Source organism: Caenimonas sedimenti, assembly GCF_007833165.1.
Lineage (GTDB): Bacteria > Pseudomonadota > Gammaproteobacteria > Burkholderiales > Burkholderiaceae_C > Ramlibacter > Ramlibacter sedimenti.
Genome location: NZ_VOBQ01000016.1, coordinates 95,349 through 119,005, shown reverse-complemented (window position 1 = coordinate 119,005; position 23,657 = coordinate 95,349). Strand labels below are relative to the sequence as shown.

Here is a 23,657-nt window from a genome sequence, read left to right as displayed (position 1 = left end):
ACGACGAGGGGTGGCGCCCCGGCGCCCCCGCCCGGGCCCGGATCAGTCGGCCTTGGCCCCGCTGTCCTTCACGACCTTGCCGAGCCGCGGCACGTCGGACTTCACCAGCGCCGCCAGCTCCTGCGGCGGCATGCCGCTCGCGTCCAGCCCGAGTTCGCTGAAGCGCTTCTGGATGTCGGGCATCTTCAGGATCTTTGCGATCTCCGTGTACAGGCGGTCCACGATGGGTTGTGGTGTGCCGGCCGGCGCGAACACCGCCTGCCAGGAGCTCAGTTCATAACCGGCCAGCCCCGACTCGGCCATGGTCGGCACCTCGGGCGCGGCCGACGAGCGAGCGGCCGTCGTCACCGCCAGCCCGCGCAGCTTGCCGGCCTTCATGTGCGGGATCGCGGTCGCGATGTTGTCCACCGCCACCAGCAGGTTGCCGCCCAGCAGGTCGGTCATCATGGGGCCGCTGCCCTTGTAGGGGACGTGCTGCATGGAGATGCCCGCCATGGTCTTGAACAGCTCGCCCGAGATGTGCTGCGAGGTCCCGTTGCCGGCGGAACCGAAGGAATACTTGTTCGGGCTGGCCTTGGCGAGCCGGACGAATTCCGCCATCGTGTTGGCCGGCACGCTGGGGTGCACCAGCAGGATGTTCGGCTGCGTCGCGTACAGCGTGATCGGTGCGAAGCTGGTGATGGGGTCGTAGCTCAGCTTGCTGTACAGCGAGGCATTGATCGCGTGCGAGCTGATCGTGCCGCCGCCGATCGTGTAGCCGTCCGGTGCGGCCCGGGCGAGTTCCGCGGCGCCGATCGAGCCGCCCTGCCCGGCCTTGTTCTCGATGACGATGGTCTGCCCCAGCGCCGTGCCGAGCTTCTCGCCGACCATGCGAGCCAGGATGTCCGTGGTGCCGCCGGGTGCAAAGGGAACGATGTAGCGGACCGGCTTGTTGGGCCACCCGGCCTGGCCCAGCGCCGGTGCAGCCAAAGCCGCCAGGGAAAGTCCACCCAGGCCCCGCAGGGCTGCACGCCGGCGCATCGTCATCGCTTGTCTCCTTGGGAATGGCGGCGATTGTTGCGTCAAGTGGGCGTGTAAATCAACCGGGTGTCTTCCCGGTCCACGTAGCCGCGGGCCACCTTCAGGTGCAGCTTGTGGCCGCGGGTGGCGCAAGCCGCCACCTGGTCCAGCAGTTCGTCCAGCTGCGCCGCGCTGGCCGACTCCCCGTGCCCCGTCCGCAGCCAGTGGCGCAACACGTTGCCCTGGCGTTCGCGTGGCCAGGCGCGCAACGGCTCGATGAGCGGAACACCGCCCATCGCCTGCAAGTCCTGTGCGGCGAGGATCGTCAACAGGGATTGCGCCTGGGCCGCATGGCGCGCCGAGCGCGAGAACGTGTCGCGGAACTGGGGCAGCGCCCGCTCCAGCGCCGGCAGCACGAGGTGGCGGATGCGATTGCGCGTGAGCCCTGTATCGGCATTGGTCGGGTCGTGCACCACGCGCACGCCCTGCGCGGCCACCCAGGCGCGGATCTTGTCGGCGCCGATCGCCAGCAGCGGCCGCACGAACGGCACGCCGTGCCGCTCGAACACCGGCGCCATGCCGGCCAGGCCGGGCAGGCCGGCGCCGCGCGACAGGGCAATCAGCAGCGTCTCGACCTGGTCGTCGGCATGCTGCCCCAGCAGCACCGCCTTCGCGCCCTGCTCCAGCGCCGCGCCGGCCAGCGCCGTGTAACGCGCACGGCGCGCGGCATCTTCCGGGCTCTCGCCACTGGCGTGTTTCGCATCGACGCGGATGACGCGCAGCGGCACGCCGAGGGCGGCGCAGGCCTGCACGCAGTGGAGTTCGAAATCGTCGGCCGCGGCCTGCAGCCCGTGATGCACATGAATGGCTTTGACCTGGCCCGGCCATCGTTGTGCGGCAGCGAGCAGGAGCACCGTGGAATCGGCGCCGCCACTGTAGGCAACGGCCAGCGGCAGGGGCAAATCCAGCCCGGCGAGCGCCACGATCGCCGGATTCACGGCCGGGTTGGCGGCAGGGTCAGCTGGATTCGGCTTTGGTGTCGCTGAAGCGGCCATAGCTTTGCAGCCGCTCATAGCGCCGGTCGAGCAGCTCGCGCACCTTCAGGTCGGCCAGCTGGCGCCAGGCATCGCCCAGGGCGCGCTTCAGGAACGCAGCCATCTGCTTGTGGTCGCGGTGCGCGCCACCGACTGGTTCGTTGACGATCTTGTCCACGAGACCCAGGGCCTTCAGGCGATGCGCCGTGATTCCCATGGCGTCGGCGGCGTCCTGCGCCTTCTCGGATGTTTTCCAGAGAATCGATGCACAGCCTTCGGGGCTGATCACCGAGTAGATCGAGTACTGCAGCATCAGCACCTGGTCAGCCACCGAGATGGCCAGCGCGCCGCCGGAGCCGCCCTCCCCGATGATGGTCGTGATGATGGGCACCTCGAGCTGCGCCATCTCGAAGATGTTGCGGCCGATGGCCTCGGACTGGCCGCGCTCCTCGGCGTCGATGCCGGGGTAGGCGCCGGGCGTGTCGACAAAGGTGAACACCGGCAGCTTGAACTTCTCGGCGGTCTTCATCAGCCGCAGGGCCTTGCGGTAGCCCTCGGGCCGGCTCATGCCGAAATTGCGCAGCGCCCGCTCCTTGGTGTCACGGCCCTTCTGGTGGCCCAGCACCATGCAGGCATTGCCCTGGAAGCGCGCCAGGCCGCCCACGATGGACAGGTCGTCCGCGAAGTGGCGGTCACCGTGGAGCTCGACGAAATCGGTGAAGATCTCGTTGATGTAGTCCATGGTGTAAGGCCGCTCCTGGTGCCGGGCGATCTTGGTGATCTGCCACGGCGAGAGCTGGCTGTAGATGTCCTTGGTGAGCTGCTGGCTCTTCTTGCTGAGCTGGTCGATCTCCTCGGAGATGTCGACGGCCGACTCGGTCTGCACGTAGCGCAGTTCCTCGATCTTGCCCTCCAGCTCCGCGATCGGCTGCTCGAAGTCCAGGAAGTTCTTCTTCGCCAACTCGTGCTCCTTTTGTTCTGGCCGGCTAGTACGCCACCGGCAATGGGTCGAGCGAACGCCAAATATACCAAGTCGCGACGCTGCAATACGGGTTCCAGGCAGCCGCCACTTCACGCGCTTCGCTGCGGCTCACCGGATCGCCGGAAAAGTAGTTGCGGCTGATGCCACTGATGAGCCCGACGTCGTCCAGTGGCAGCACATTCGGGCGCAGCAGGTGGAAGATCAGGAACATCTCGGCCGTCCAGCGGCCGATCCCGCGGATGCCGATGAGCTCGGCAATGATCTCCTCGTCCTGCATGCCGCGCCAGGAGTCCACGTGGATGGCGCCGGAGTCGAAATGCAGCGACAGGTCGACGAGGTACTCGATCTTGCGCGCGGACAGGCCCGCCGCCTGCATGTCGTCGACCTTCAGCTTCAGCACGTTGCCGGGCGTCATGCGGCGCGGCAACGCGGCGAAGCGGTCCCACACCGTCTGCGCCGCCTTCACGGAGATCTGCTGGCCGATGATGCTGCGGGCGAGCGTGGTGAAGGCGTCGCCGCGCGACTGCAGGCAGGCCGTGCCGAACTGCGGGATCAGCCGCTTCATCACGCGGTCGCGCCGGGTGAGGTACTTGCAAGCCTCGTCCCAGTAGTCCGGCGTCACCTGGTCCGTCATCAAGAAGCCGCCTCCCAGGTGGTGCCGGCCGCGGAGTCTTTCAGCGCGATGCCCTGCGCCAGCAGGTCCCGGCGGATGCGGTCGGCCTCACTGAAGTTCTTCGCGAGCTTGGCGGCGGCGCGCTCGCCGATCAGTCGCTCGATGGTGCCTTCGTCGAGTGTCGTCCCGGCGCGCAGGAACCCCTTCGGGTCGCCCTGCAGCAGGCCCAGCACGCCGCCGAGCGCCTTCAGCAGGCCAGCGCGCTGCGGCGACTTGCCGCGGTTCACTTCCGCCGCGAGCTCGAACAGCACCGCCACGGCCTCGGGTGTTCCGAAATCGTTGTCCATGGCCGCGCGGAAGCGCGCTGCCGCCGGGTCGGCCCAGTCGATGGCGACGGCCTCCGGCGCGACCTGGTCCAGCGCCGTGTAAAGCCGCCGCAAGGCCCCCCGCGCGTCGTCGAGATGCACGTCGCTGTAGTTCAGGGGGCTGCGGTAGTGCGCGCGAACGATGAAGAAGCGGATCGTCTCGGCGTCGAACTGCTCCAGCACCTCGCGGATGGTGAAGAAGTTGCCGAGCGACTTCGACATCTTCTCGTTGTCGATGTTGACGAAGCCGTTGTGCATCCACACCCTGGCGAGCGGCACGCCGTTGGCGCCTTCGCTCTGGGCGATCTCGTTCTCGTGATGCGGGAACTGCAGGTCGGCACCACCGCCGTGGATGTCGAAGGTGTCGCCAAGCAGCGAGCAGGCCATCGCCGAGCATTCGATGTGCCAGCCGGGCCGCCCGCGCCCATAGTCGCTGTCCCATTGCGCGTCGGCGGGCTCGTCCGGCTTCGCCGCTTTCCACAGGACGAAGTCGAGCGGGTCCTCCTTGCCTTCGAGCACGGCGACGCGCTCGCCCGCATGCAGTTCGTCGAGCGTCTTGCCGGACAGCTTGCCGTACCCCGGGAAACGCCGCACGGCGTAATTCACGTCCCCACCCGCCCGGTAGGCCAGCCCCTTGCCTTCGAGCTTGCGCACGATGTCCAGCATCTGTGGCACGTAGTCCGTGGCGCGCGGTTCGTGCGTGGGTCGCTCGATGCCCAGGGCATCGAAGTCGCGGTGCATCTCGGCGATCATGCGGTCGGTGAGGGAGCGCACAGTCTCGCCGTTTTCGACCGAGCGGCGGATGATCTTGTCCTCGATGTCCGTGATGTTCCGCACGAAGGTCACCGCGAGCCCGTTCGCCTGGAGCCAGCGCTGCACGACGTCGAAGGAGACGTACGCGCGCGCGTGACCGATGTGGCACAAGTCGTAAACGGTGACGCCGCACATGTAAACCCGCGCGTGGCCGGGTTGGAGGGGCGAAAATTCCTCCGTCGCACGCGTGAGCGTGTTGTAGATGCGCAGGCTCATTGGATCTTCGGGAGGCGGCCGCGCGGACTCGCCGCCGCGGCAAAGAAAACTGTCGTGAAGTTGTCGCTATCGTGCGCTTGCCGGCGCCGCCGCCCAGCGGCCCCCGGCTACAATCGGCACGCAGTATATAGCCCCGTCGCGGGGCTTGTCACACGCGTTCGAACAGAGACAGAGGCCTTATGACGCTAGCGCGGAACCGACTTCCGAAAACCCTGGGCCTGGCCGTGCTGGCCGCAGCCCTGCTCGCATCGCCGCTCGTGCGCGCCGACGAATATGGCGACGTGAGCCAGCTGCTGCGATCGGGCAAGCTGCCGGAAGCGCTGGCGAAGGCCGACCAGTACCTCGCCGGCAAGCCCAAGGATCCGCAGATGCGCTTCCTGAAGGGCGTGATCCAGACCGAGTCCGGGCGCACGCCGGACGCCATCGCCACGTTCACGAAGCTGACCGAGGACTACCCCGAACTGCCCGAGCCCTACAACAACCTCGCCGTGCTGCACGCGGGGGCGGGCCAGTTCGACAAGGCGCGGGCCGCGCTCGAAATGGCCATCCGCACCAACCCGAGCTACGCCACCGCCCACGAGAACCTGGGCGACGTCTATGCCAAGCTGGCCAGCCAGGCCTACAGCCGCGCGCTGCAACTGGACTCGGGCAACACGGCGGTGCAGCCCAAGCTGGCACTGATCCGCGAACTCTTCTCGACCACGGCGAAGTCCGGCGTCGCGGCCGCCCGGCCCGCCGGCACGGCGGTTGCCGCCGCTCCCGCGGCAGCCAGGCCACCGGCCACTGCGCCCGCAACCGCCGCGCCGGCGCCGGCCGTTGCCGCGGCGCCGTCGGCGGCGCCTGCCGCAACGCCGTCCGCGGCGGCTGCGCCTTCGGCACCCGCGGCAACTGCCGCCGGCGGTGGCTCCAAAGACGTCGAAGCCGCCGTCCTGGCCTGGGCCGCCGCCTGGTCATCCAAGGACATGGGTGGCTACCTGGGTGCCTACGGCAAGGAATTCGATCCCCCGGGCTCCCAGTCCCGCCGCGACTGGGAGGAAGAACGCCGGGCCCGCATCGTCGGCAAGAACCGCATCGCCGTTCGCGTGAGCGACTTGCAGGTCTCGGTCAACGGCAACCGGGCGGTCGCGCGTTTCAAGCAGGCGTACAGCGCCGACGCGCTGAACGTTTCCAGCCGCAAGACGCTCGAACTCGTGAAGTCGGGCGAGCGCTGGATGATCGTGCGCGAGAGCACCGGCGCCTGAGGGCGCCCCCGCGGGGGCGCGGCAGGCCGCAGTTGAACCTGACCGAGGCAATGTATCCATGTTGAAGGCCGTGCTCGTCCTGGGCTTTGCCGTCGCCGTGCTGGCGGCCGGCCCGGCCCTGGCCGCACCGCGCAAGCACAAGCCGATGCAAGCCGCGCCGAAGCCGGCGCGCGACGGGGAAGCCGAGGCGCGCCTGATCGAGATCTACAAGCTCATCGGGCAGGCCCAGGCCCGGCAGGCGCTCGCCAAGGCCGAAGCGCTGGTGGCCGACCACCCGAACTTCCAGCTCGCCCAGCTGGTCTATGGCGACCTGCTCACGGCCCAGCTGCGGCCGGTGCGCACCTTCGGCGACGTGCCGGATACCGCCGCGCGCAGCAGCGCGCAGCTGCTGAGCGAGCTGCGCGAGGAATCGCTCCTGCGCATGCGCGCGCTGCGCGAGCGGCCGCCCGAAGGCGCCATCCCGGCGCAGTTCGTTCAGCTTTCCGCCAAAAACCGCCATGCCATCGCCATCGACACGTCCCGCGCCCGGCTTTACCTGTTCGAGAACGGGCCGAACGGGCTGAAGCTGCTGGCCGACTACTACATCTCGGTGGGCAAGTCGGGCATCGAGAAGGCGAGCGAGGGCGACCTGCGCACGCCGCTGGGCGTGTATTTCGTCACCAGCAACCTCGACCCGAAATCGCTGCGCGACTTCTATGGCGCGGGCGCGCTGCCCATCAACTACCCGAACCCCTACGACGCTCGGCGCGGCCGCACCGGCAGCGGCATCTGGCTGCACGGCACGCCGCCCAACCAGTTCGCCCGGTCACCCAAGGCCACCGACGGCTGCGTGGTGCTGGCCAACCCTGACCTGCAGCGCATCATCCGCACGGTCGAGGTGCGGACCACGCCGGTGGTCATCGCGCCGTCCCTGCGCTGGGTCACGCCGGACAGCGTGGCGCCCGACAGCCGCCGGTTCGCGGATGTGCTGCAGGCCTGGCGGGCCGCCAAGGCCAGCGGCGACATCAATCGCGTGCTGGGCTTCTACACGCCGGACTTCTCGGTCAACGGCAAGAGCCTCGCCGAATGGACGCCGCTGCTGCAGGTCGAACTGACGCGCGCGCGGGGCCGCGACATCGAACTCAAGGACGTTTCCTACCTGCGCTGGACCGACAGCACGGACACCATGGTGGTAACCTTTGGCGAGGTCACGAATGGCGCCCGCTCGGGCCCCATCAAGCGCCAGTACTGGGTGCGCCAGGGCGCGCAATGGAAGATCTTTTTTGAAGGAGTGATCGGTTGATTCATGCAATGACGCGCCGCGTGGCAATGACGATGACGCTGGCTGCCACGCTGGTGGCCGGCCCCGCACTGGCCCAGGATGCCCCCAAGGTCAAATTCACCACCACCGCCGGCGACATCGTGGTCGAGGTCTACCCCGACAAGGCACCCAAGACGGTCGAGAACTTCCTGCAGTACGTCAAGGACAAGCACTACGACGGCACGGTGTTCCACCGCGTCATCGACAACTTCATGATCCAGGGCGGCGGCTATGAACCGAACTTCAACGAGAAGAAGACCCGCCCGCCCGTGATGCACGAAGGCGCCGCGGCTTTCGGCAAGGGCCTGAAGAACGAAGCGGGCATGCTGGCCATGGCCCGCACCAACAACCCCAACTCGGCCACCGCCCAGTTCTTCATCAACGTGAAGGACAACGCCTTCCTCGACCCCACGCTGCGCCAGGATGGCTACACCGTGTTCGGCAAGGTGGTCGGCGGCATGGACGTCGTCAACAAGATCAAGGCCATGCCCACCGGCGCGGGCGGCCCTTTCCCCAGCGACGTGCCGAAGACGGCCGTGGTGATCACGTCCGCCACGCTGGTGAAGTAACCCTCGCGAAAGAACATTCCATGGCCAACCCCAAAGTCGAACTGCACATCGCCAACTACGGCGTCATCACCCTCGAACTCGACGAGGAGAAGGCGCCGAAGACGGTGGCCAACTTCCTCAGCTACGTGAAGAAGGGCCACTACGACCGCACCATCTTCCACCGCGTCATCCCCGACTTCATGGTCCAGGGCGGCGGCTTCGAGCCCGGCATGAACCAGAAGCCCACCGATGCCCAGATCGAGAACGAAGCCAACAACGGCCTGAAGAACGACAAGTACACCGTCGCCATGGCGCGGACCAGCGCGCCGCACTCCGCGTCTGCGCAGTTCTTCATCAACGTCAAGGACAACGGCTTCCTGAACCACACGTCGCCCACGCCGCAGGGCTGGGGCTACGCGGTGTTCGGCAAGGTCGTCGCCGGCACCGACGTCGTCGATCGCATCAAGGCCGTGCGCACCGGCAACCGCGGCGGCCATGGCGACGTGCCGACCGAAGACGTCATCCTCGAGAAGGCCGTGGTGGTCTGAGGCTCCCCGTGGCGGCGCCCGAAGCGCAGGAATTGCGCGCGCCGCCGGGGTGGCGCCAGGTGGACTTCATTTCCGACCTGCACCTGCAGGCGAGCGAACCCTCGACCTTCGAAGCGTGGTGCCGGTTCATGGCCACCACGCCGGCCGATGCCCTGTTCATCCTGGGCGACCTGTTCGAAGTGTGGGTGGGCGACGATGAATTGCTCGAGCCCGGCTTCGCGGCCGGTTGCGCGGACGTGCTGCGCGCCACGGCCGCGCGCATCCCGGTTTATTTCCTGCACGGCAACCGGGACTTCCTGGTCGGCACCGGCTGGGCGGAAGCCACCGGCGTCACCGTGCTGGAAGACCCGGCGGTGCTCGCATTCGCCGGCGGCCGCTGGCTGCTGACGCATGGCGACGCGCTGTGCCTGGGCGACGTCGACTACCTGCGCTTTCGGGCCGAAGTGCGGCAGCCTGCGTGGCAACGTGCGTTTCTCGCGCTGCCGCTGGGCGAGCGGCGCGTCATCGCGCGCGGCATGCGGGGCCACAGCGAGGAACGCAAGAAGGCCGGCGCCGCCTATGCGGATGTCGATGCCCCGTCCGCGCTCGAATGGATGGACGCGGCAGGCGCCAGCGCCATGGTCCACGGCCATACGCATCGCCCTGGCGAGCACCAGCTCGACGCCAGCCGGCGTCGCATCGTCCTGAGCGACTGGGAGGCCGAGGCGAGTCCGCCACGGCTGGAAGCCTTGCGCGTGCAAAGCGACGGCGCCGTGCGGCGCGTGGCACTCGCCTGATGCGCGGCTGGCTGCGGGCGCGCCGGCCGCCGCGCGAGATTCCCGGTGCCCTCTGGGCGGGCACGCTCGCGGCCTATCCTTTCCTGGCTGCGCGCCCGGCGCACGAACTGCAGGAACTGCGCAGCCTGGCCGCGCGCTTCCTCGCGGACAAGGAATTCCATGGTGCCGACGGCCTCGTCATCACCGACGCCATCGCACTCGCCATCGCGGCGCAGGCGGTGCTGCCGGTGCTGCACCTGGGCCTGGACTGGTATGACGATTTCGTGGGCATCGTCGTCCACCCGGCGGAGGTGGTCGCGCGGCGCACCGACACCGACGACGACGGCGTGGTGCACGACTACGAGGAGGTGCTGGCCGGCGAAGCCATGCACCACGGCCCGATCATGCTGAGCTGGCAGGACGTCGCCGCGGCAGGGGCCTCCGCCGATGCCGGCTACAACGTCGTCATCCACGAATTCGCGCACAAGATCGACATGCGCGACGGCGCGTCCGATGGCTGCCCGCCGCTGCCGTCGCGCGCCGCGCGCGACGCCTGGCTGGCGACGATGGAGGCGCAGTACCAGGCGTTTCGCGAGCAGGTGATCATCGCCGAGCGCTTCAGCGGCCCGGCGCCCTGGCTCGATCCATACGGCGCCACGGCCATCGACGAATTCTTCGCGGTGGCGTGCGAGGCGTATTTCGTCAATCGCGAACGCTTCGGCAAGGAGTTCGCTGTGCTGGTCCCGCTGTTCGACGGTTTCTTCGCACCGGGCCGCTAGGGCCAGCCGGAACGTCTACTTTCTGCTGCAGAATCGGCAGGGTTGCGCAAGGGGGCTTGGCGCAGGGGGGACAAAGTCTTGAAACGAATCGCGATCGCGGTCACGCTGCGCAGCGGCACGCCCGAACGGCGCTGCACGGTCGAACTGGTGGAACTGGATGCGCCGCCGGCCGAGGGTCCGCCGCCGGCGCGCTTCCTCGTCACGGTGCGGCAGAACATGCCAGCCGCCAAGGCGGCCGCAGGCGAGGAAGCGCCGCCTGAACGATGGCATGAGTCTTCCCTCACGGCCGCACCCGTCACGTTCGAACAGGCGGAGCGCCGCGCCCTGGACTTCCTGCGCCGGCGCCTCGCGGCCGGGGAGCGGCTGGCGCAACGCGAAGGCTTCGCCGCCCTGGCCTCCTTCGAGGGCGGCACGCCCGCGGCCGCGGCGCCGCCGCCGCCGGCGGCGGCCGCCGTGCCCGCCGCGGTCCTGCAACTGGTGGCGCGCTTCGAAGCCGCCCGCTGGCGCCTGCTGGATGCCGGGCGGCGTGCCCGCAGCGCCTGGCGGGTTGGCGAATATGCCGACGCCGGGGCGCAGTCGCCCACGCAGCGGCTGCTGCGTGGGCTGGCGCCGCGCCTGGTGGAGCTGCTGGGCACCGGCGACGACCTGCTCGATCACTGCCTGGCCGTCGCGCTGGGCCATCTCGGGGACCCTGGGGCCGCGGAGGCGATGCGCGAGCTCGGAACGCGCGGCCGCACCGCCGCCACGCGCCGGGCCGCAGGCCAGGCCTGGCTGCTGCTGGCGCCGGCGGCCGAGCGCGACGCGCACGTCGCGGTGCTCCGCGCGCGCTGGCCCTCCCATTTCGATGTGGCGATCCTCCCCGGCCAGCCGTTGGACCAGCTCCACGCCTTGCTCAGCGAGCGCGCTGTTCCCTGCGCCGATTTCTTCCTGGATTGGCTCGCAGTCAGCATCGACAGCCCCGCCAGCCGCGCGGCGCTGCTGGCCACCGCGCGCGCCTTGCCGCTGATCCCCGGCAATTTCCAGGCCGTGCGGGCGCTCTACAAGGCGGCCGAGATCCGGCGCGACGCGGAACTGCTGGGCGTCCTTCACGAGCGCTTCGAATCGACCCCGCCTTATTTCTGCAACAGCGGCGACGCTGGCGCGCACGGATTCCTGGATGCGGTGACGCAGAAATGGGTGCGCAGGCCGGTCAAGGACGAACTCGCCCGCCCCACGCCCCGCCTCGCCTATGGCAGCCGCACCCGCGACTACCTGCGCCTGCGCGCCTGGCGCACCGTGCGCCGGCATGCGGCGACCGGGCACCCGTACGCGGCGCGTCTCGCCACCCAGCTGCTGCTCGGGCTCGACGATGCGCGCCTGCCGCCGGCCCACCAGGAGACGCGCTGGCAGATGGTCGATGGCCGGCATCAGGCTGTCCAGCGCCACTACCAGCCGGCCTCCGGTTGGCGGATCGGCGCGAAGCTGCTGCTCGCGCGCCACCCGGCCCTGGGCCAGAGCGAACGCGCCGCCCGCTGGTGGACCACCGCGCCACTCGACACCAGGCACGCCATGGCCAACCGCTGCGACGGCCTGCCGGCGATGTGGGACGCGCACCCCGAGGCACTGCTCACACTCGCCTTGCACAGCCACTGCGCGCTGGTCCACGCCACGCTGGGCCGGGCGCTGCTGGATCACCTGCCCTTCCTGGAACGCCAGGAGCCGGCCGCCTGGACACCGCTGCTGCTCTCGCCCTACGACGCGTCGGCCGCCGTGGGCTACCAATTGGCGCGCTCGCAGGTGGAACAGGCGGCCGATCTCGCGGGGCGCGTTCCCTGGCTGGTGTTGCTCGGGGGCAGCGTCCACGGCCCCGCGCAGGACTACGCCTTCCAGCGGATCGCCAGCGATCCGCTGGGCCACGCGCAGCATGCCGAACTGGTGGTGGCGCTGCTTCTCTCGCCCCACGCGCCGGCCCGGCTGCAGGGCCAGGGCCTGCTGCCGCTCGCGCCGCCCGCCCCCTTGCTCGCCGAACTGCAAGCGGCGCTGGCCGCGGCGGATCCGGAGGCACCCTGGCTGGCCGCGGCCTGTGCCCAGCTCGAAGCGCAGCTGCAAGGGCCACTGGCGACAGCGGCGGGCAGCGTCCCGGTGGAACCGCTGGTGAACCTGCTGGGCCACCCGTCGGTGGCCGTGCTGCGCCTCGCCGTCACCTGGCTGCTGCTGCATCCCCATGGCCTCGCGCTGGTGCCCGCCGCCGATTTCCAGCGGTTGCTGGGCGACGAAGATCCCGAGCGGCGGGCCTCGGGCGTCCGCCTGCTCGCCGCCTTGCCCGACGAAGTCCTGCTGCAGCAGCAGGCGCTGCTGGCCGACCTCGCGGTGCATCCGCATGCGGCCATCCGCGCCGCCGTGGCGCCGGCCTTGCGGCGCATCGCGCAACGGGACGCCGCCTTCGGCCACGCGTTGGCCCAGCGCCTGCACGCGAGCCTGTTCGCCACCGAAAGCGGCGAAGGCCAGCATGACGATGCCCTCGCCTGGCTCTCGCAGGACCTGGCGGATTTCGCACCCCGCGGCGACGCGGCCGCGACCTGGCGCGCGCTGCAGGCGCAAAGCAAAGCCGCCCAGCGCTTCGGCGCCTGGGCGCTCGCGAAGCATGTGCCCGCCGATTTCAGCCTGCGGCAATTGGCCCATCTCGCGCGGCATCCGCAGCTGTCGGTGCGCGAATGGGGCATGGCCGCGATCGACATGCAGCTGGATCCGGCGAGAGTCACGCCCGAACAGGCGGAGCAACTGCTGCCGCTGGCGGACGCGCGTTTCGAAGACGCGCGGGACTACGCCACGCTATGGTTCGCCGAGCGGCTGCGCGACGAGACGCTGACGCCGGAACTGTTGATCGCCTGGGTCGACCACCCGGCCGAATGGGTGCAGGCCATCGGCCGCACGCGGCTCGTGCGCCGCATGCATGCGCCCGAGGCCAGCCTGTGCCTCACGCGGCTCGCGCAGCACCCCGGCACCCAGGTGCAGCTGTTCGTCACGCAATGGCTGCTGGAATTGCCGGCGGAAGAGCCCGCCGCACGCGCCGAACGGCTGCGCGTCCTGCAACCCTATTTCCTGACCGTGCTGAGCCAGGTGCACCGCGGCCGCACGGCCAAGACCCGGATCACCGACTTCCTGCGGTCGCAGACCGGCGCGCCGGAGACGGCCGCCGTCGTCGCCGACATCTTCGCGCGCCAGGTCGTCACCTCGAGCCTGACGGACAAGCCGCAGTACATCGCCGGCCTGCGCGACATCGCGGCGCGGCACCCGCAGATCAGCCTCCCCTTCGTCGAGTGGAAGGTCCCGGAACTGCGCGCGGCCGCCGCCGCGGGCTGACCGGAACACGAGCCAGACATGGAATTCCGCTACAAGTACTACGGCGCGACCACGGTCGATGACAGCGCGCGGGACCAGTCCTTCCGGTTCGCGCCGGACACGCTGCGTCCGCCGACCTATTTCGAAGGCACCTTGCGCAGCGACACCGTCGCCAGCCTGCGCTTTCGCGAAGCGCTTTCCGCGTTGCACGAAGTGGTGGTCAGCGATGCACGCTACCGCGGCCGCGACCCCGAGGCCTACAAGACCTGGCTGGCGGCGAATGAATCCGCGCTGCTCGCCGCCTACATGGCCGGCGTCGGCAAGCTGAAGGCCCAGGCGCAGCAGCTGGCGGACGAACTGAAGGCGCTGCGCGCGAAGAAAAGCGAACTGCTGCAGCCCTTCTACAAGGCCCAGCGCAAGTACTTCGACTGGCTCTACATGGCCAACCGCGACGCCTGGTTCGTGCTGGACCCGGTGATCACCGTGCACCCGCAGCGCCTGCTGTTCGAGGCGTTCAGCCAGGACGAATCGAGCTATTGCGCGGTGAGCGTCGGCCACGAGGTTTTCGAGCGCACCGGCGAGATGGCCTGCGGCACGACCAACATCGACTATTCCGCCAGCCTCCACGAGGAATTCCAGAAGATCCGCGACTACAAGGCCACGCGGTTCACCGTGGATCCCGCGGGGTTCACCGTCGCCACCGGTAACGACCCGGCGTTCCACGAAGAGAAGATCGAGCTGCCCGACAGCTGGGTGCGTGGCTTCCTGCAGGTGTCCAGCGCCATGACGCTGCCCGCCACGGTGGTCGAACTGCATCCCATGGACCTGCACGGCATCTGCGCCACGCTGCGCCAGCACCGCGAACGCGCGGGCCCGCGCTCGCTGCGCTTCGATCTCATACCGGGTCAGCCGGCACGGCTGGTGTTCGAGCCCTGGAACATCGTGCTTGACGCGCGCCGCAGCCGCATCGAGGGCGAACCGCTCACGCAGCCGCTGTCGGTCCGGGTGTGGGGCCGGCGGCGCCTGCTCACCCTGGAACGGCTGATCGCGCTCGCCACGCGGGTGCGCGTGCACCTGCTCGGCTCCGGCATGCCCAGCTTCTGGGTGGTGGAGATGGGCGAGATCAGCGTCACGCTGGGGCTTTCGGGCTGGACGGCCAACGACTGGTCGGGCGCCGGGCGCTTCCATCTGCTGCAGCCGCGCCACGAGGTGAGCGACCCGGTCAAGCAGGCCGTCGCCACCGCGCTGCAGGCGCAGTGGCTGGCAACGCCGCAGGAGCTGGCCGCGCGCACCGGGCTGCCGCCCGCAGACGTGCGCGCCGCGCTCGGCCTGTGGGTGCAGGCGGGCCGCGCGGTGTTCGACCTGCCGGCGCAGCGCTTCGCCTGGCGCGAACTGGCGCGCGAGCCCTTGCCCCTGGCCCAACTGCGTTTCGCCAGCCCCGAGGAGGAGCGCGCCTTGCCGCTCGCCCAGGCCAAGGGCACACGCATCGGGAACCTCGAGCGCGCGGACGGCCGCATCCTGATCACCGGCACGGTACGCGAAGCGAAGGCCGAATACGCGCCGCGCCTCGCGCTGGACGCGGACGAACAACTGCGCGAAGGCGAATGCGGCTGCAACTTCTACCAGCAGAACAAGCTGCGCCTGGGTCCCTGCGCCCACATGCTGGCGTTGCGCATGGTCGCGCAGCCGCGGCTGGATGCCGAACGCCTGCAGGCGCCTGCACAGGAGGCGGCATGATCGTCCGAAGCTCATCCGCAGCGGGTACACTGCGCGCGAGTGCGGTGCGCAGGCTCTTGCAACCCGGGCGATGTTTCGTCGCCCATGCAGCTTGCCTTTCCATGCATCACGGGTGCCGTCTTCACTGTGGCGCACACCCTCCGGTGCGCAATGCCGGTGTGGCTTCCGAAAAGCACATTGGCGCACCGGAGAGCGTGCGCCGTCGAGTGGACAGCCCCCGTGCCACAAGCCCTGCGGGCTCTTCGACGAGAAGCGCACCGCACTCACCTTTCCCTCCCGACCGCCGCCTGGGAGGCGCGCGATGAGCGCCCCGCAACCCACCCGCGCCGAACTGCTCGAGCGCCTGCGCAAGTCCAGCAAGGACGCCGTCATTCTCGAGGAGATGCAGCGCCTGGGCTTCTGGCCCGCGGGCAGCGGCGCCCCCACGGTCGAAGAGGCGATGATCCAGCGCGAAGTCGAACTCGCGAAGGCACTGGAGCAGGTCCGCTCGCAGCTCGGCACGCGCACCGACCCGGAAAGCGCGCTGAAGCAGATGCGCAAGGAGCGCATGGCCGAGGCCCGAGCGCGACGCGAAGCGAACGCGCAGGCGCGCGAGCAGCGCCGCCTCGACAACGCGCTGCGCTGGCACGAGCGCTCGGGGCAGGAGATCGCGTACCTCGGCGACCAGGTGTCCGCCGGGCTTTATCCGGGCCATGCCGCCGTCCGGCCCGAACGCCTCGCCCGCCACGGGCTCCCGCTGTTCGAGACACCGCTGCAGCTGGCCACCGCCATGGGCGTCCCGCTCGCCGAACTGAAGTTCCTCGGCTTCCATCGCGAAGTCGCGCGCACCAGCCACTACCGCCGCTTCCGCCTGCCCAAGAAGACCGGTGGCGAACGGACCATCTCCGCGCCGATGCCCCGCCTGAAGCGCGCGCAGTACTGGGTGCTGGACAACATCCTGGCGCGCGTGCCGGTCCATGCCGCGGCGCACGGCTTCGTGCCCGGCCGCTCCATCACCAGCAACGCGGCGCCGCACTGCGGCCAGGCCGTCGTGATCAACCTGGACCTCAAGGACTTCTTCCCCGGCGTTGCGTTCCCGCGCATCCGCGGCGTCTTCCGCGGGCTGGGTTACGGCGAAGACGTCGCCACCGTGCTGGCCCTCCTGTGCAGCGAGAACCCCGCGGACGAACTGGTGGTGGACGGCGAACTCTTCTTCGTCGGCCGCAAGGGCCGGGACAGGACACTGCCGCAGGGCGCGCCGACCAGCCCGATGCTGACCAATGTTCTTTGCCGCAAGCTGGACCGCCGCCTGCAGGGATTGGCCGGGCGCTTCGGCTTCGCCTACACACGCTACGCGGACGACCTGACCTTCTCGGCGCCCCCCGAGGGCTCGGCATCGGTGGGGCGGTTGCTGCGCCAGGTGCACCACATCCTGCACGACGAGGGCTTCACGCCCCACCCGGACAAGCAGCGGGTGATGCGCTCGGGCGCCCGGCAGGAGGTGACCGGCGTGGTGGTGAACCGGGAGCCCTCGGTCGCGCGGAGCTCGCGGCGCAGGTTGCGCGCGGCATTGCACCGTGCGCAGAAATCAGGGGTGGCCCAGGCCCATTGGGAAGGTGCGCCGGCCAATGCCGGCCAGTTGCAGGGCCATGCGCAGTTCGTGCGCAGCGTGAACGCGCGGCAGGGCGCGCCCCTGGTGGCGCAGGCACGCATGCTGGTACGGTCACCCCACACGCTGGCTGCCGCCGGAAGTGGCGCGGCTTTCCGCCAAAGGGCAGCGGCGGGCCAGGCGCCCATGCGCCCCGGCGACCGGGCCTGGTGGTCGCCTGCCGCCAAGGCGGCGCCTCAGTTGCAACTGACGCAGGAACAGAAGAAGGCGGAACGGGCCGAGCGCCGGGCACGCCGGCGCGACGAGGCGCGGGCCGCTGCGCAGCCGGCACGCGGAGAACGCGCCGCCGGCGCCGGGCCGGGCCCGTTCACGACACCACCGGAGATCCCGATCTCCTGGTGGCGCTTCGGCTTCCAGCTGTTCTTCGTGCTCTGGTTCGCCTCCGCCACCCGCAGCAGCCTCGTCTTCATGGGCGGCGCGGCGTGGTTCGGCTGGTCGCTGGCGCAGCGGCGCCAGGGCTGGCCGCGGTTCCTGCTGGGGATGCTGATCGTGTTCCTGGCGTCCGTCGTCATCCAGGGCTTCTGGCGCCATCGCTATTGACGTAGCAGGGCCTTCACCGCGTTCTGCAGCCGGCGGGCCACGCCGGCGTCGTAGGCCGTCGCGAGGACCTTGCCGACATCCGCGCCCCAGGTTTCGTGCGGCGCCGGATCGTTGCGGCGCGTCAGCAGCTGGAGCTGCAATGCGCGACGCGCGGTGATGTGTTCGGCGGGCGTCGGCACGTCGGCGGCGATTTCCAGCCGCAACAGCGTCTGCGCGGCGTCGCCGGCCGGCGGCTTGGCCAGCGCCTGCAGCCAGCCCGTGCGAACGGCGGGCGTCACGGCCCGGCCCAGTTCCTGCACGCCAGGCACTTCTTCGGCGTTGCGGTGCTCCCAGGCGGCCATCAATTGCGTCAGCGCCTCGCCGTGCGCCTGCGCGGCCAGCTTGCGCAGCGCCAGTTGCGCGTGCTCCAGCGCGTCGCGCTGCGCCCGGAAAGCCGCGTCACCCAGGCGCGGGCCGCGGTCCTCGAAGTCACGCGGCGGCCGGCGGTCGTCCGGTCGGCCGCGGGCATCACCCCGGCCAGGCGGTCCGCGGCGCGGATCGAACTTGCCGGGCCGGGCCGCCGCGGCCGCGTCGGGCCGGCGCGCGCCCGGGCGGTCGTCGCCTGCGCGCATGGCCACGACGGGCTTCGGTGGGGCCTTGGGCGGTGCGGCCGGCGCGGGGGCCGGGCTGGCTTCGCCGGCATCGGCGGCCGCAGCCGGCTCACCCGCTTCGGCTGTTTCAGCACCGGCAACGGCTTCCGCGGGCGCGCCGCCTTCCGCCGCCGGCGCCTTGGCCGGCGCGGCGGACGCGGCGGGGGCCGCCGCCGCCTTGCCGTCGTCGCGCAGCGCCTTGTCCAGCGCCGTCATCGCGGCCCGGATCTTGGCCGAGTCGCCGCTGCGCGTGGCTTCATCCAGCGCGCGCGAGGCATCCAGCACGGTGCGGTCGCGGTCGCTCATCGCCGACGCAGCCTTTTCGCGCTCCTCGGTCTTGCGGTTGAACGCATCGTCGATCGGCTTGCGGAAGCTGTCCCACAGCTTCTGTTCGAACTTGCGGTCCAGCGGTACGGATTGCGCTTCGTGCTGCCAGCGCTGCTGCAGGCTCTTCACGGCATCGATGCGCAGCATGGGCGCCTCGCCCAGCAGGCGGGCCTCTTCGATCATGGCGTGGCGGCGCTCGACGCTCTGCTTCTGCGCGGCATCCAGCGGCGCGGCGGCGAGGCCGATGGCCTCTTTCCACTGCGCCTGCATCTCGGCGAAGGCCTTCTCGCTCAGGTGCCCCGCTTCGCGCCAGCGGTCGCCGAACTGGTGCAGCGCGCGGCTGAAGCCCTTCCAGTCGCCGCCCTGGGGCGCGGGATTCGCTTCGGCCCAGGCCCGCACTTCGGCCAGCAGCGCCAGGCGCGTCGCCTTGTGCTCGGCGGCCTCGCTCTTGACCTTGTCCAGCCATTCCTGCACCACCTTGTAGGCCTCGTTGCAGGCTTCGTCGAAGCGCTTCCACAAGGCGTGGTTGGGCGGACCACCCTGGTCGACCTGCTTCCACTGCTCGCGCAGGTTGCGCAGGGTCTCCTGCATCTTGCGGCCGCCGAAGCGGGGTTTGCGCGGGCCGGCCGCGGCCGCCGGCGCGGCGGGTGCCTGGGCTTCAGCCACGGGCGATTCCGATGCGGATGCTTCCGGCGTGGCGGCCATTCCCGCTTCTTCGGCCGCAGGCGCGGCGGCTTCGGCGACTGGGGCCGGAGCGGCGGCGTCTCCCGCCGTGACCGTTCCGGCGGTGGTTGCCGTCGAGGCCGCATCGCCGTCCGGAGCGGCAACCTCGGCTGTCCCAGCGGCAGTCGCTTCCGCCGCCGGCACGGTGCCGGGCGCGACGCGCGGCTTGCGCGCAGGGCGCGGCGGCTTCGGCGCGGCAGGCTGCTCGAACAGCGCCTCCGCCTGGGCGACCAGCTCCTGGCGCAACTGGTCGGCGCGCCAGCGCTGCCAGCCTTCGAGTTCGGTGGCGGCGCCCAGCGCCGCATGGGCCTGGGCTTCCAGCTTGTCGTCCACCAGGCGCCCGTGGTCCTTCAACGCTCCGCGCAAGGCCGCGGCCGCGCCCGCGCTGGCCTTGCCGTGGCCCTCGCCCACCTCTTGCTCCAGCCGGGCGAGAGCGGCGCGCACCGCTTCGTTGGCGCGGGAACGCAGCTCGGGATCGACCTTGGGCTTGGGCGGCCGCGCAGGTGCGGCATCGGCCGGCCCGCCACGCGCCTGGCGCAGTTCCTCGGCCCACACCGGAACGGGCGGCAGGGCTGCCGCAGGATTTTCGGCGGCGCTCACGGCTTGGGCCAGGGCGCTGCCGAAGGCCTCCCAAACCGCCTGCAACTGGGCGCGCGAAGCCTCCAGCAGCGGCGGGAATTTCGGGTCCACGCTCGCCCAATTGGGGTCGCCCAGGAGTTCCTGCGCCTGGCGCTGCCATTCCGGCACGTCGTTGCCCAGCGACTCGGCGGCCGCCTGCGCATCGCGCCAGGATTTGGTGGACAGGATCTCGATGCGCTGCGCGAGCAGCACGGCGGCTTCGCGCTGGACCTGCACCCGGTGCTGCAGGTCTTCGATGCCCTTGATGCGTTCGGCCAGCTGCGCCTTCACCGAGGCCAGGGGCTCCCGGCTCAGCGGCGCCCCGGCCTTGGCCGCGTCACGCTGCCAGGCCATCGCGTCGGCGATGTTCACCCGCGGCTGCGCCAACAGCGCCGCGGCCTTCTCGGCCCATTCGGCGGCAATCACCTCCTGGCCCTTGGCCCGCTTGATCTCGTCGAGCTTCTCGCGCAGGGCGCGCGCCGCGCCCTTGTCGCGGGTGCTCAGTTCGCGGAACACCTCCAGCATCTGTTCATGGCTCGGATCGGTGGCCAGCCAGTCACGCACGCGCGCGGCGCGCTCGCCGGAGGTCGGCGCGGAAAAGGCGCCGCCGGTCAGGGTGTCCAGCGACTGGGTATCTTGGGTTTTCACGGTGCTCACGGGCAGGAATTCTTCGGATGAACGAAAGCCCCCCAGGCGGGGAGGAATGGAAAGCCCCCTGACGGGGGCAAGGGCGATATTCTCGCCGCGAAAAGTCGCGCGGGTGGAAACAGGGATGCGGGCGGCACAAATGAGAAAGCCCGGACAGGGGGCAAAGCCTCCTGCCGGGCTGACGGCCGACCCCGTGGTCGCTGCCGTCTGGGTTCGCACCACGGAGGTCGATGTCCGCGGTGCGCCGGAAGCAAAGATTGCTTCCAAGTGGGGCCGGGGCTACCACCGAAGTGGCCCTACCGGCTGGCGCCCGGAAACTCCGGGCATGGAGAAGTTAGGTGAGGCCGGCGCCCATTTCAAATCCGACTTTTCAATGATTGGCGCTGACGCGATTGGCGCGGTTGCATTGACACAGGGCGCCAGGAGGCGCTAAAGCCTGACGGCGCCTCCGGTTAGGCAGGCTCGTCCAATCGGCCGGCCGGCGAGCCGACAAACGGCAGAGGCGCGACGGCCCGGCGCGACTCCGCTGGCGCTTGTTGCCGCGCTGGACAGACCCCTTTTTCCGTATCTGGCCCAATGCTGTTCTCGCTTCGACGCTACATCAATGAGAGCAGATGCAACGCTTGTCAGGCTTTTGACTACAAGCGGCAGAGGCCCATTCCGACGGACCAATCGCACACCGGCGTCGTAAATTATCTCCGCCTTATGTAATTTTGGATTCATTTGGTCTGGTTGTTATTCTTGACCTGGTATGAGACGGGCTCCTAGAATCCGCCCGTCTCTGGCAATTGCACTAGGGACAACCCGAACCCGCTGCCGAACCCGGCGAAGTCGAAACGTGGTGATGGTCCCCGCAGGGACCCATGCGGATCGATGGCGTACCAATCCAAACGAGGAGCCCGGAAGTGCCGATGCCGCCAAACGCGGCACGCATGAACGGGCTCCCGCGTAGAAAGGAAGTGCTATGACAGCGCTAGGACAATTGGCCAAGGGCGTGCAGACGTTCGTCTCCGACGTCGCCCAAGGATTCTTCGAAGTCACGCACAACGGCTTCGCCCTCGTGGGGCTGGCCACCGTGTTTGCCGTGCTCACCCTCTTCGCCCGCCCGGACCTGCGCCAGGCCGGCGAGGCGCAGCTCATGGGCTGGCTGCGCGAGCGCCACGTGCAGAACCTGGGCGGTCTGGTGCCGGAACCCGACGCCATCGAGCGCGCGACCGCGCTGAACCCGAAAGACCTGCCCAAGCAGCAGGCCGCCGTCGCTTACTGGCTCAGCAAGAAGTACCGCGTCGCGCCCGAACCCCTGGGCGCGCTGGTGGCGGAGGCCTACGAGATCGGCGCCAAGACCAAGCTCGACCCCACGCTGATCCTGGCGGTGATGGCCGTCGAGTCCGGCTTCAACCCGTTCGCCCAGAGCCCGGTCGGGGCCCAGGGCCTGATGCAGGTCATGACCGGCATCCACAGCGACAAGTATGAGAACTTCGGCGGCAAGCTCGCGGCCTTCGACCCCGTGACCAACCTCCGGGTGGGCGTGAAGGTGCTGCAGGAATGCATCCAGCGCGCCGGCTCGGTGAATGCCGGGCTCCGCTGGTACGTGGGCGCCGCCAACCTGCCGGAGGACGGCGGCTATGCGGACAAGGTCCTGGCCGAACACGCCAGGCTGCAGGCCGTGGCCGCCGGGCGTGCCGTGCCCCTCACATCCCCGGCGCCTTTGCGCACCGTCGTGCCGCCGGCCCCCGCCGCCCCCGCCCTGCCGGCGGAAGAGGCGGCCCCGATGCCGGTGGCTGTCGTTTCCTGAGCTAAACTCCACTTCGTACGCGACTGGCGATAGGTGTCTCCCGCCCCCTGGCGGCCCGGGCACTGACGTGGAACCAAAGCGGAAGCCGCGCGCTTCCGCCCAACCACTGGGAAGCGTACCGCCGCAGCCATCCAGCCGGGGGCCGCAGCGTTCAGCCGTTCGCCTGGGCAGCCTTGCGTGGAACCGTCCCCGGAACCTCTCGCAAGGACCTTTCGTCAAAGGACTGCCGCCATGTACCAACGCAACATCCTCGTCGAGCAAGCCGATCCCGAGCTCTTTGCCGCCATCCAGTCGGAGAACCGCCGCCAGGAAGAGCACATCGAGCTGATCGCGAGCGAGAACTACGCCTCCCCGGCCGTCATGGCCGCCCAGGGCACCCAACTCACCAACAAATATGCCGAGGGCTACCCCGGCAAGCGCTATTACGGCGGCTGCGAATTCGTGGACATCGCCGAAACGCTGGCGCTGGAACGCATCAAGAAGCTGTTCGGCGCGGAAGCCGCCAACGTGCAGGCGCATTCGGGCGCGCAGGCCAACGAAGCCGTGTTCCTGGCCTTCCTGAAGCCCGGCGACACCATCATGGGCATGAGCCTGGCCGAAGGCGGCCACCTGACCCACGGCATGCCGCTGAACATGAGCGGCAAGTGGTTCAACGTGGTGAGCTACGGCCTGGACAAGGACGAAGCCATCGACTACGAGGCCATGGAGCGCAAGGCCCACGAGCACAAGCCCAAGCTGATCATCGCCGGCGCCTCGGCCTATTCCCTGCGAATCGACTTCGAGCGCTTCGCCAAGGTCGCCAAGGACGTCGGCGCCATCTTCATGGTCGACATGGCCCATTACGCCGGGCTGATCGCCGCCGGCGTCTACCCCAACCCGGTGCCGCATGCCGACGTGGTGACATCCACCACCCACAAGAGCCTGCGCGGCCCGCGCGGCGGCTTCATCCTGATGAAGCCCGAGCACGAGAAGGCGATCAACAGCGCCATCTTCCCCGGCCTGCAGGGCGGCCCGCTGATGCACGTGATCGCCGCCAAGGCCGTCGCCTTCAAGGAAGCCCTGGCGCCGGAGTTCAAGATCTACCAGCAGCAGGTGGTGAAGAACGCCCAGGTGGTGGCCGAGACGCTGGTGCAGCGGGGCCTGCGCATCGTGAGCGGCCGCACCGAGAGCCACGTGATGCTGGTCGACCTGCGCGCCAAGGGCATCACCGGCAAGGAAGCCGAGGCCGTGCTGGGCGACGCCCACATGACCATCAACAAGAACGCGATCCCGAACGACCCCGAGAAGCCGATGGTCACCAGCGGCGTTCGCATCGGCACGCCGGCCCTGACCACGCGCGGCTTCAAGGAAGAAGAAGCGCGCATGACCGCGAACCTGGTGGCCGACGTGCTCGACAAGCCGCGCGATGCGGCGAACATCGCCGCGGTGCGCGAGCAGGTCAACGCCCTCACCCGCCGCTTCCCGGTCTACAAGTAATC

The 23,657-nt window shown here is 69.7% G+C and carries 17 protein-coding genes; 11 read left to right on the top strand and 6 right to left on the bottom strand.

The annotated features are described in order from the left end of the window. Positions 1-42: 42 nt before the first annotated feature. From FN976_RS20410 to cysS, 5 genes are read right to left on the bottom strand one after another with little or no spacing between them, the layout of a single operon-like run. Positions 43-1,026 (bottom strand): Bug family tripartite tricarboxylate transporter substrate binding protein, encoded by a 984-nt coding sequence (locus FN976_RS20410; protein WP_145894911.1) that lies wholly within the window; start codon positions 1,024-1,026, stop codon positions 43-45. Between the two features lie 35 nt (positions 1,027-1,061). Then, positions 1,062-2,054 carry a tRNA lysidine(34) synthetase TilS gene (tilS, locus tag FN976_RS20405; protein WP_145894910.1) on the bottom strand — a complete coding sequence of 331 codons (993 nt, stop codon included), beginning with the start codon at positions 2,052-2,054 and terminating at the stop codon, positions 1,062-1,064. Continuing rightward, on the bottom strand, positions 2,017-2,994 hold the full coding sequence (locus FN976_RS20400; protein WP_145894909.1) for an acetyl-CoA carboxylase carboxyltransferase subunit alpha: 978 nt from the start codon (positions 2,992-2,994) through the stop codon (positions 2,017-2,019). Before FN976_RS20400 ends, tilS begins: the two co-directional genes overlap by 38 nt. A gap of 25 nt (positions 2,995-3,019) precedes the next feature. Next, positions 3,020-3,649: a DNA-3-methyladenine glycosylase family protein gene (locus FN976_RS20395; protein ID WP_145894908.1), complete on the bottom strand. Its 630-nt coding sequence runs from the start codon at positions 3,647-3,649 to the stop codon at positions 3,020-3,022. After that, complete coding sequence (cysS, locus tag FN976_RS20390) at positions 3,649-5,022, bottom strand: cysteine--tRNA ligase (protein ID WP_145894907.1); 1,374 nt, start codon at positions 5,020-5,022, stop codon at positions 3,649-3,651. Before cysS ends, FN976_RS20395 begins: the two co-directional genes overlap by 1 nt. Positions 5,023-5,201: 179 nt before the next feature. Here cysS and FN976_RS20385 point away from each other — a divergent pair, with 179 nt between their 5' ends. The 9 genes from FN976_RS20385 (at position 5,202) to FN976_RS20345 (ending at position 17,439) form a co-directional block, all read left to right on the top strand. After that, positions 5,202-6,263, top strand: a complete 1,062-nt coding sequence (locus FN976_RS20385) for a tetratricopeptide repeat protein (protein WP_145894906.1) — start codon at positions 5,202-5,204, stop codon at positions 6,261-6,263. 58 nt (positions 6,264-6,321) lie between these two features. Beyond that, complete coding sequence (locus FN976_RS20380) at positions 6,322-7,545, top strand: L,D-transpeptidase family protein (protein ID WP_145894905.1); 1,224 nt, start codon at positions 6,322-6,324, stop codon at positions 7,543-7,545. Positions 7,546-7,553: 8 nt separating this feature from the next. Further along, the gene (locus tag FN976_RS20375; RefSeq protein WP_145894904.1) at positions 7,554-8,132 is read left to right on the top strand and encodes a peptidylprolyl isomerase; all 579 of its coding nucleotides are present in this window, start codon (positions 7,554-7,556) and stop codon (positions 8,130-8,132) included. Positions 8,133-8,152: 20 nt separating this feature from the next. Then, positions 8,153-8,659 (top strand): peptidylprolyl isomerase, encoded by a 507-nt coding sequence (locus tag FN976_RS20370; protein WP_145894903.1) that lies wholly within the window; start codon positions 8,153-8,155, stop codon positions 8,657-8,659. Positions 8,660-8,667: 8 nt separating this feature from the next. Beyond that, on the top strand, positions 8,668-9,435 hold the full coding sequence (locus FN976_RS20365; RefSeq protein WP_145894902.1) for a UDP-2,3-diacylglucosamine diphosphatase: 768 nt from the start codon (positions 8,668-8,670) through the stop codon (positions 9,433-9,435). Then, a complete protein-coding gene (locus tag FN976_RS20360; RefSeq protein WP_145894901.1) occupies positions 9,435-10,193 on the top strand; it encodes a M90 family metallopeptidase in 759 nt (252 codons plus the stop codon). The genes FN976_RS20365 and FN976_RS20360 overlap by 1 nt, the downstream gene beginning before the upstream one ends. 78 nt (positions 10,194-10,271) lie before the next feature. Then, positions 10,272-13,535, top strand: a complete 3,264-nt coding sequence (locus FN976_RS20355) for a hypothetical protein (protein ID WP_145894900.1) — start codon at positions 10,272-10,274, stop codon at positions 13,533-13,535. Positions 13,536-13,553: 18 nt separating this feature from the next. Further along, on the top strand, positions 13,554-15,251 hold the full coding sequence (locus FN976_RS20350) for an SWIM zinc finger family protein (protein WP_145894899.1): 1,698 nt from the start codon (positions 13,554-13,556) through the stop codon (positions 15,249-15,251). A 301-nt stretch (positions 15,252-15,552) separates the two neighbouring features. Next, the gene (locus FN976_RS20345; protein ID WP_145894898.1) at positions 15,553-17,439 is read left to right on the top strand and encodes a reverse transcriptase family protein; all 1,887 of its coding nucleotides are present in this window, start codon (positions 15,553-15,555) and stop codon (positions 17,437-17,439) included. On the opposite strand, the gene FN976_RS20340 is transcribed toward FN976_RS20345, so the two are convergent. Beyond that, on the bottom strand, positions 17,433-20,393 hold the full coding sequence (locus tag FN976_RS20340) for a DUF349 domain-containing protein (RefSeq protein WP_432417879.1): 2,961 nt from the start codon (positions 20,391-20,393) through the stop codon (positions 17,433-17,435). The two genes, FN976_RS20345 and FN976_RS20340, sit on opposite strands and share 7 nt — an antisense overlap. 955 nt (positions 20,394-21,348) lie before the next feature. Between FN976_RS20340 and FN976_RS20335 the strand changes: the two genes are divergently transcribed. Continuing rightward, positions 21,349-22,179: a lytic transglycosylase domain-containing protein gene (locus FN976_RS20335; protein ID WP_145894897.1), complete on the top strand. Its 831-nt coding sequence runs from the start codon at positions 21,349-21,351 to the stop codon at positions 22,177-22,179. A 231-nt stretch (positions 22,180-22,410) separates the two neighbouring features. After that, positions 22,411-23,655, top strand: a complete 1,245-nt coding sequence (glyA, locus tag FN976_RS20330) for a serine hydroxymethyltransferase (protein WP_145894896.1) — start codon at positions 22,411-22,413, stop codon at positions 23,653-23,655. The last annotated feature ends 2 nt before the right edge of the window (positions 23,656-23,657 follow it).

Coding starts and splice junctions, on each gene's coding strand:
- FN976_RS20335 (WP_145894897.1), top strand. CDS start 21,349: ATGACAGCGCTAGGACAATTGGCCAAGGGCGTGCAGACGTTCGTCTCC.
- FN976_RS20350 (WP_145894899.1), top strand. CDS start 13,554: ATGGAATTCCGCTACAAGTACTACGGCGCGACCACGGTCGATGACAGC.
- FN976_RS20385 (WP_145894906.1), top strand. CDS start 5,202: ATGACGCTAGCGCGGAACCGACTTCCGAAAACCCTGGGCCTGGCCGTG.
- cysS (WP_145894907.1), bottom strand. CDS start 5,022: ATGAGCCTGCGCATCTACAACACGCTCACGCGTGCGACGGAGGAATTT.
- FN976_RS20375 (WP_145894904.1), top strand. CDS start 7,554: ATGACGCGCCGCGTGGCAATGACGATGACGCTGGCTGCCACGCTGGTG.
- FN976_RS20380 (WP_145894905.1), top strand. CDS start 6,322: ATGTTGAAGGCCGTGCTCGTCCTGGGCTTTGCCGTCGCCGTGCTGGCG.
- FN976_RS20345 (WP_145894898.1), top strand. CDS start 15,553: ATGAGCGCCCCGCAACCCACCCGCGCCGAACTGCTCGAGCGCCTGCGC.
- FN976_RS20370 (WP_145894903.1), top strand. CDS start 8,153: ATGGCCAACCCCAAAGTCGAACTGCACATCGCCAACTACGGCGTCATC.
- FN976_RS20395 (WP_145894908.1), bottom strand. CDS start 3,649: ATGACGGACCAGGTGACGCCGGACTACTGGGACGAGGCTTGCAAGTAC.
- glyA (WP_145894896.1), top strand. CDS start 22,411: ATGTACCAACGCAACATCCTCGTCGAGCAAGCCGATCCCGAGCTCTTT.
- tilS (WP_145894910.1), bottom strand. CDS start 2,054: ATGGCCGCTTCAGCGACACCAAAGCCGAATCCAGCTGACCCTGCCGCC.
- FN976_RS20410 (WP_145894911.1), bottom strand. CDS start 1,026: ATGACGATGCGCCGGCGTGCAGCCCTGCGGGGCCTGGGTGGACTTTCC.
- FN976_RS20360 (WP_145894901.1), top strand. CDS start 9,435: ATGCGCGGCTGGCTGCGGGCGCGCCGGCCGCCGCGCGAGATTCCCGGT.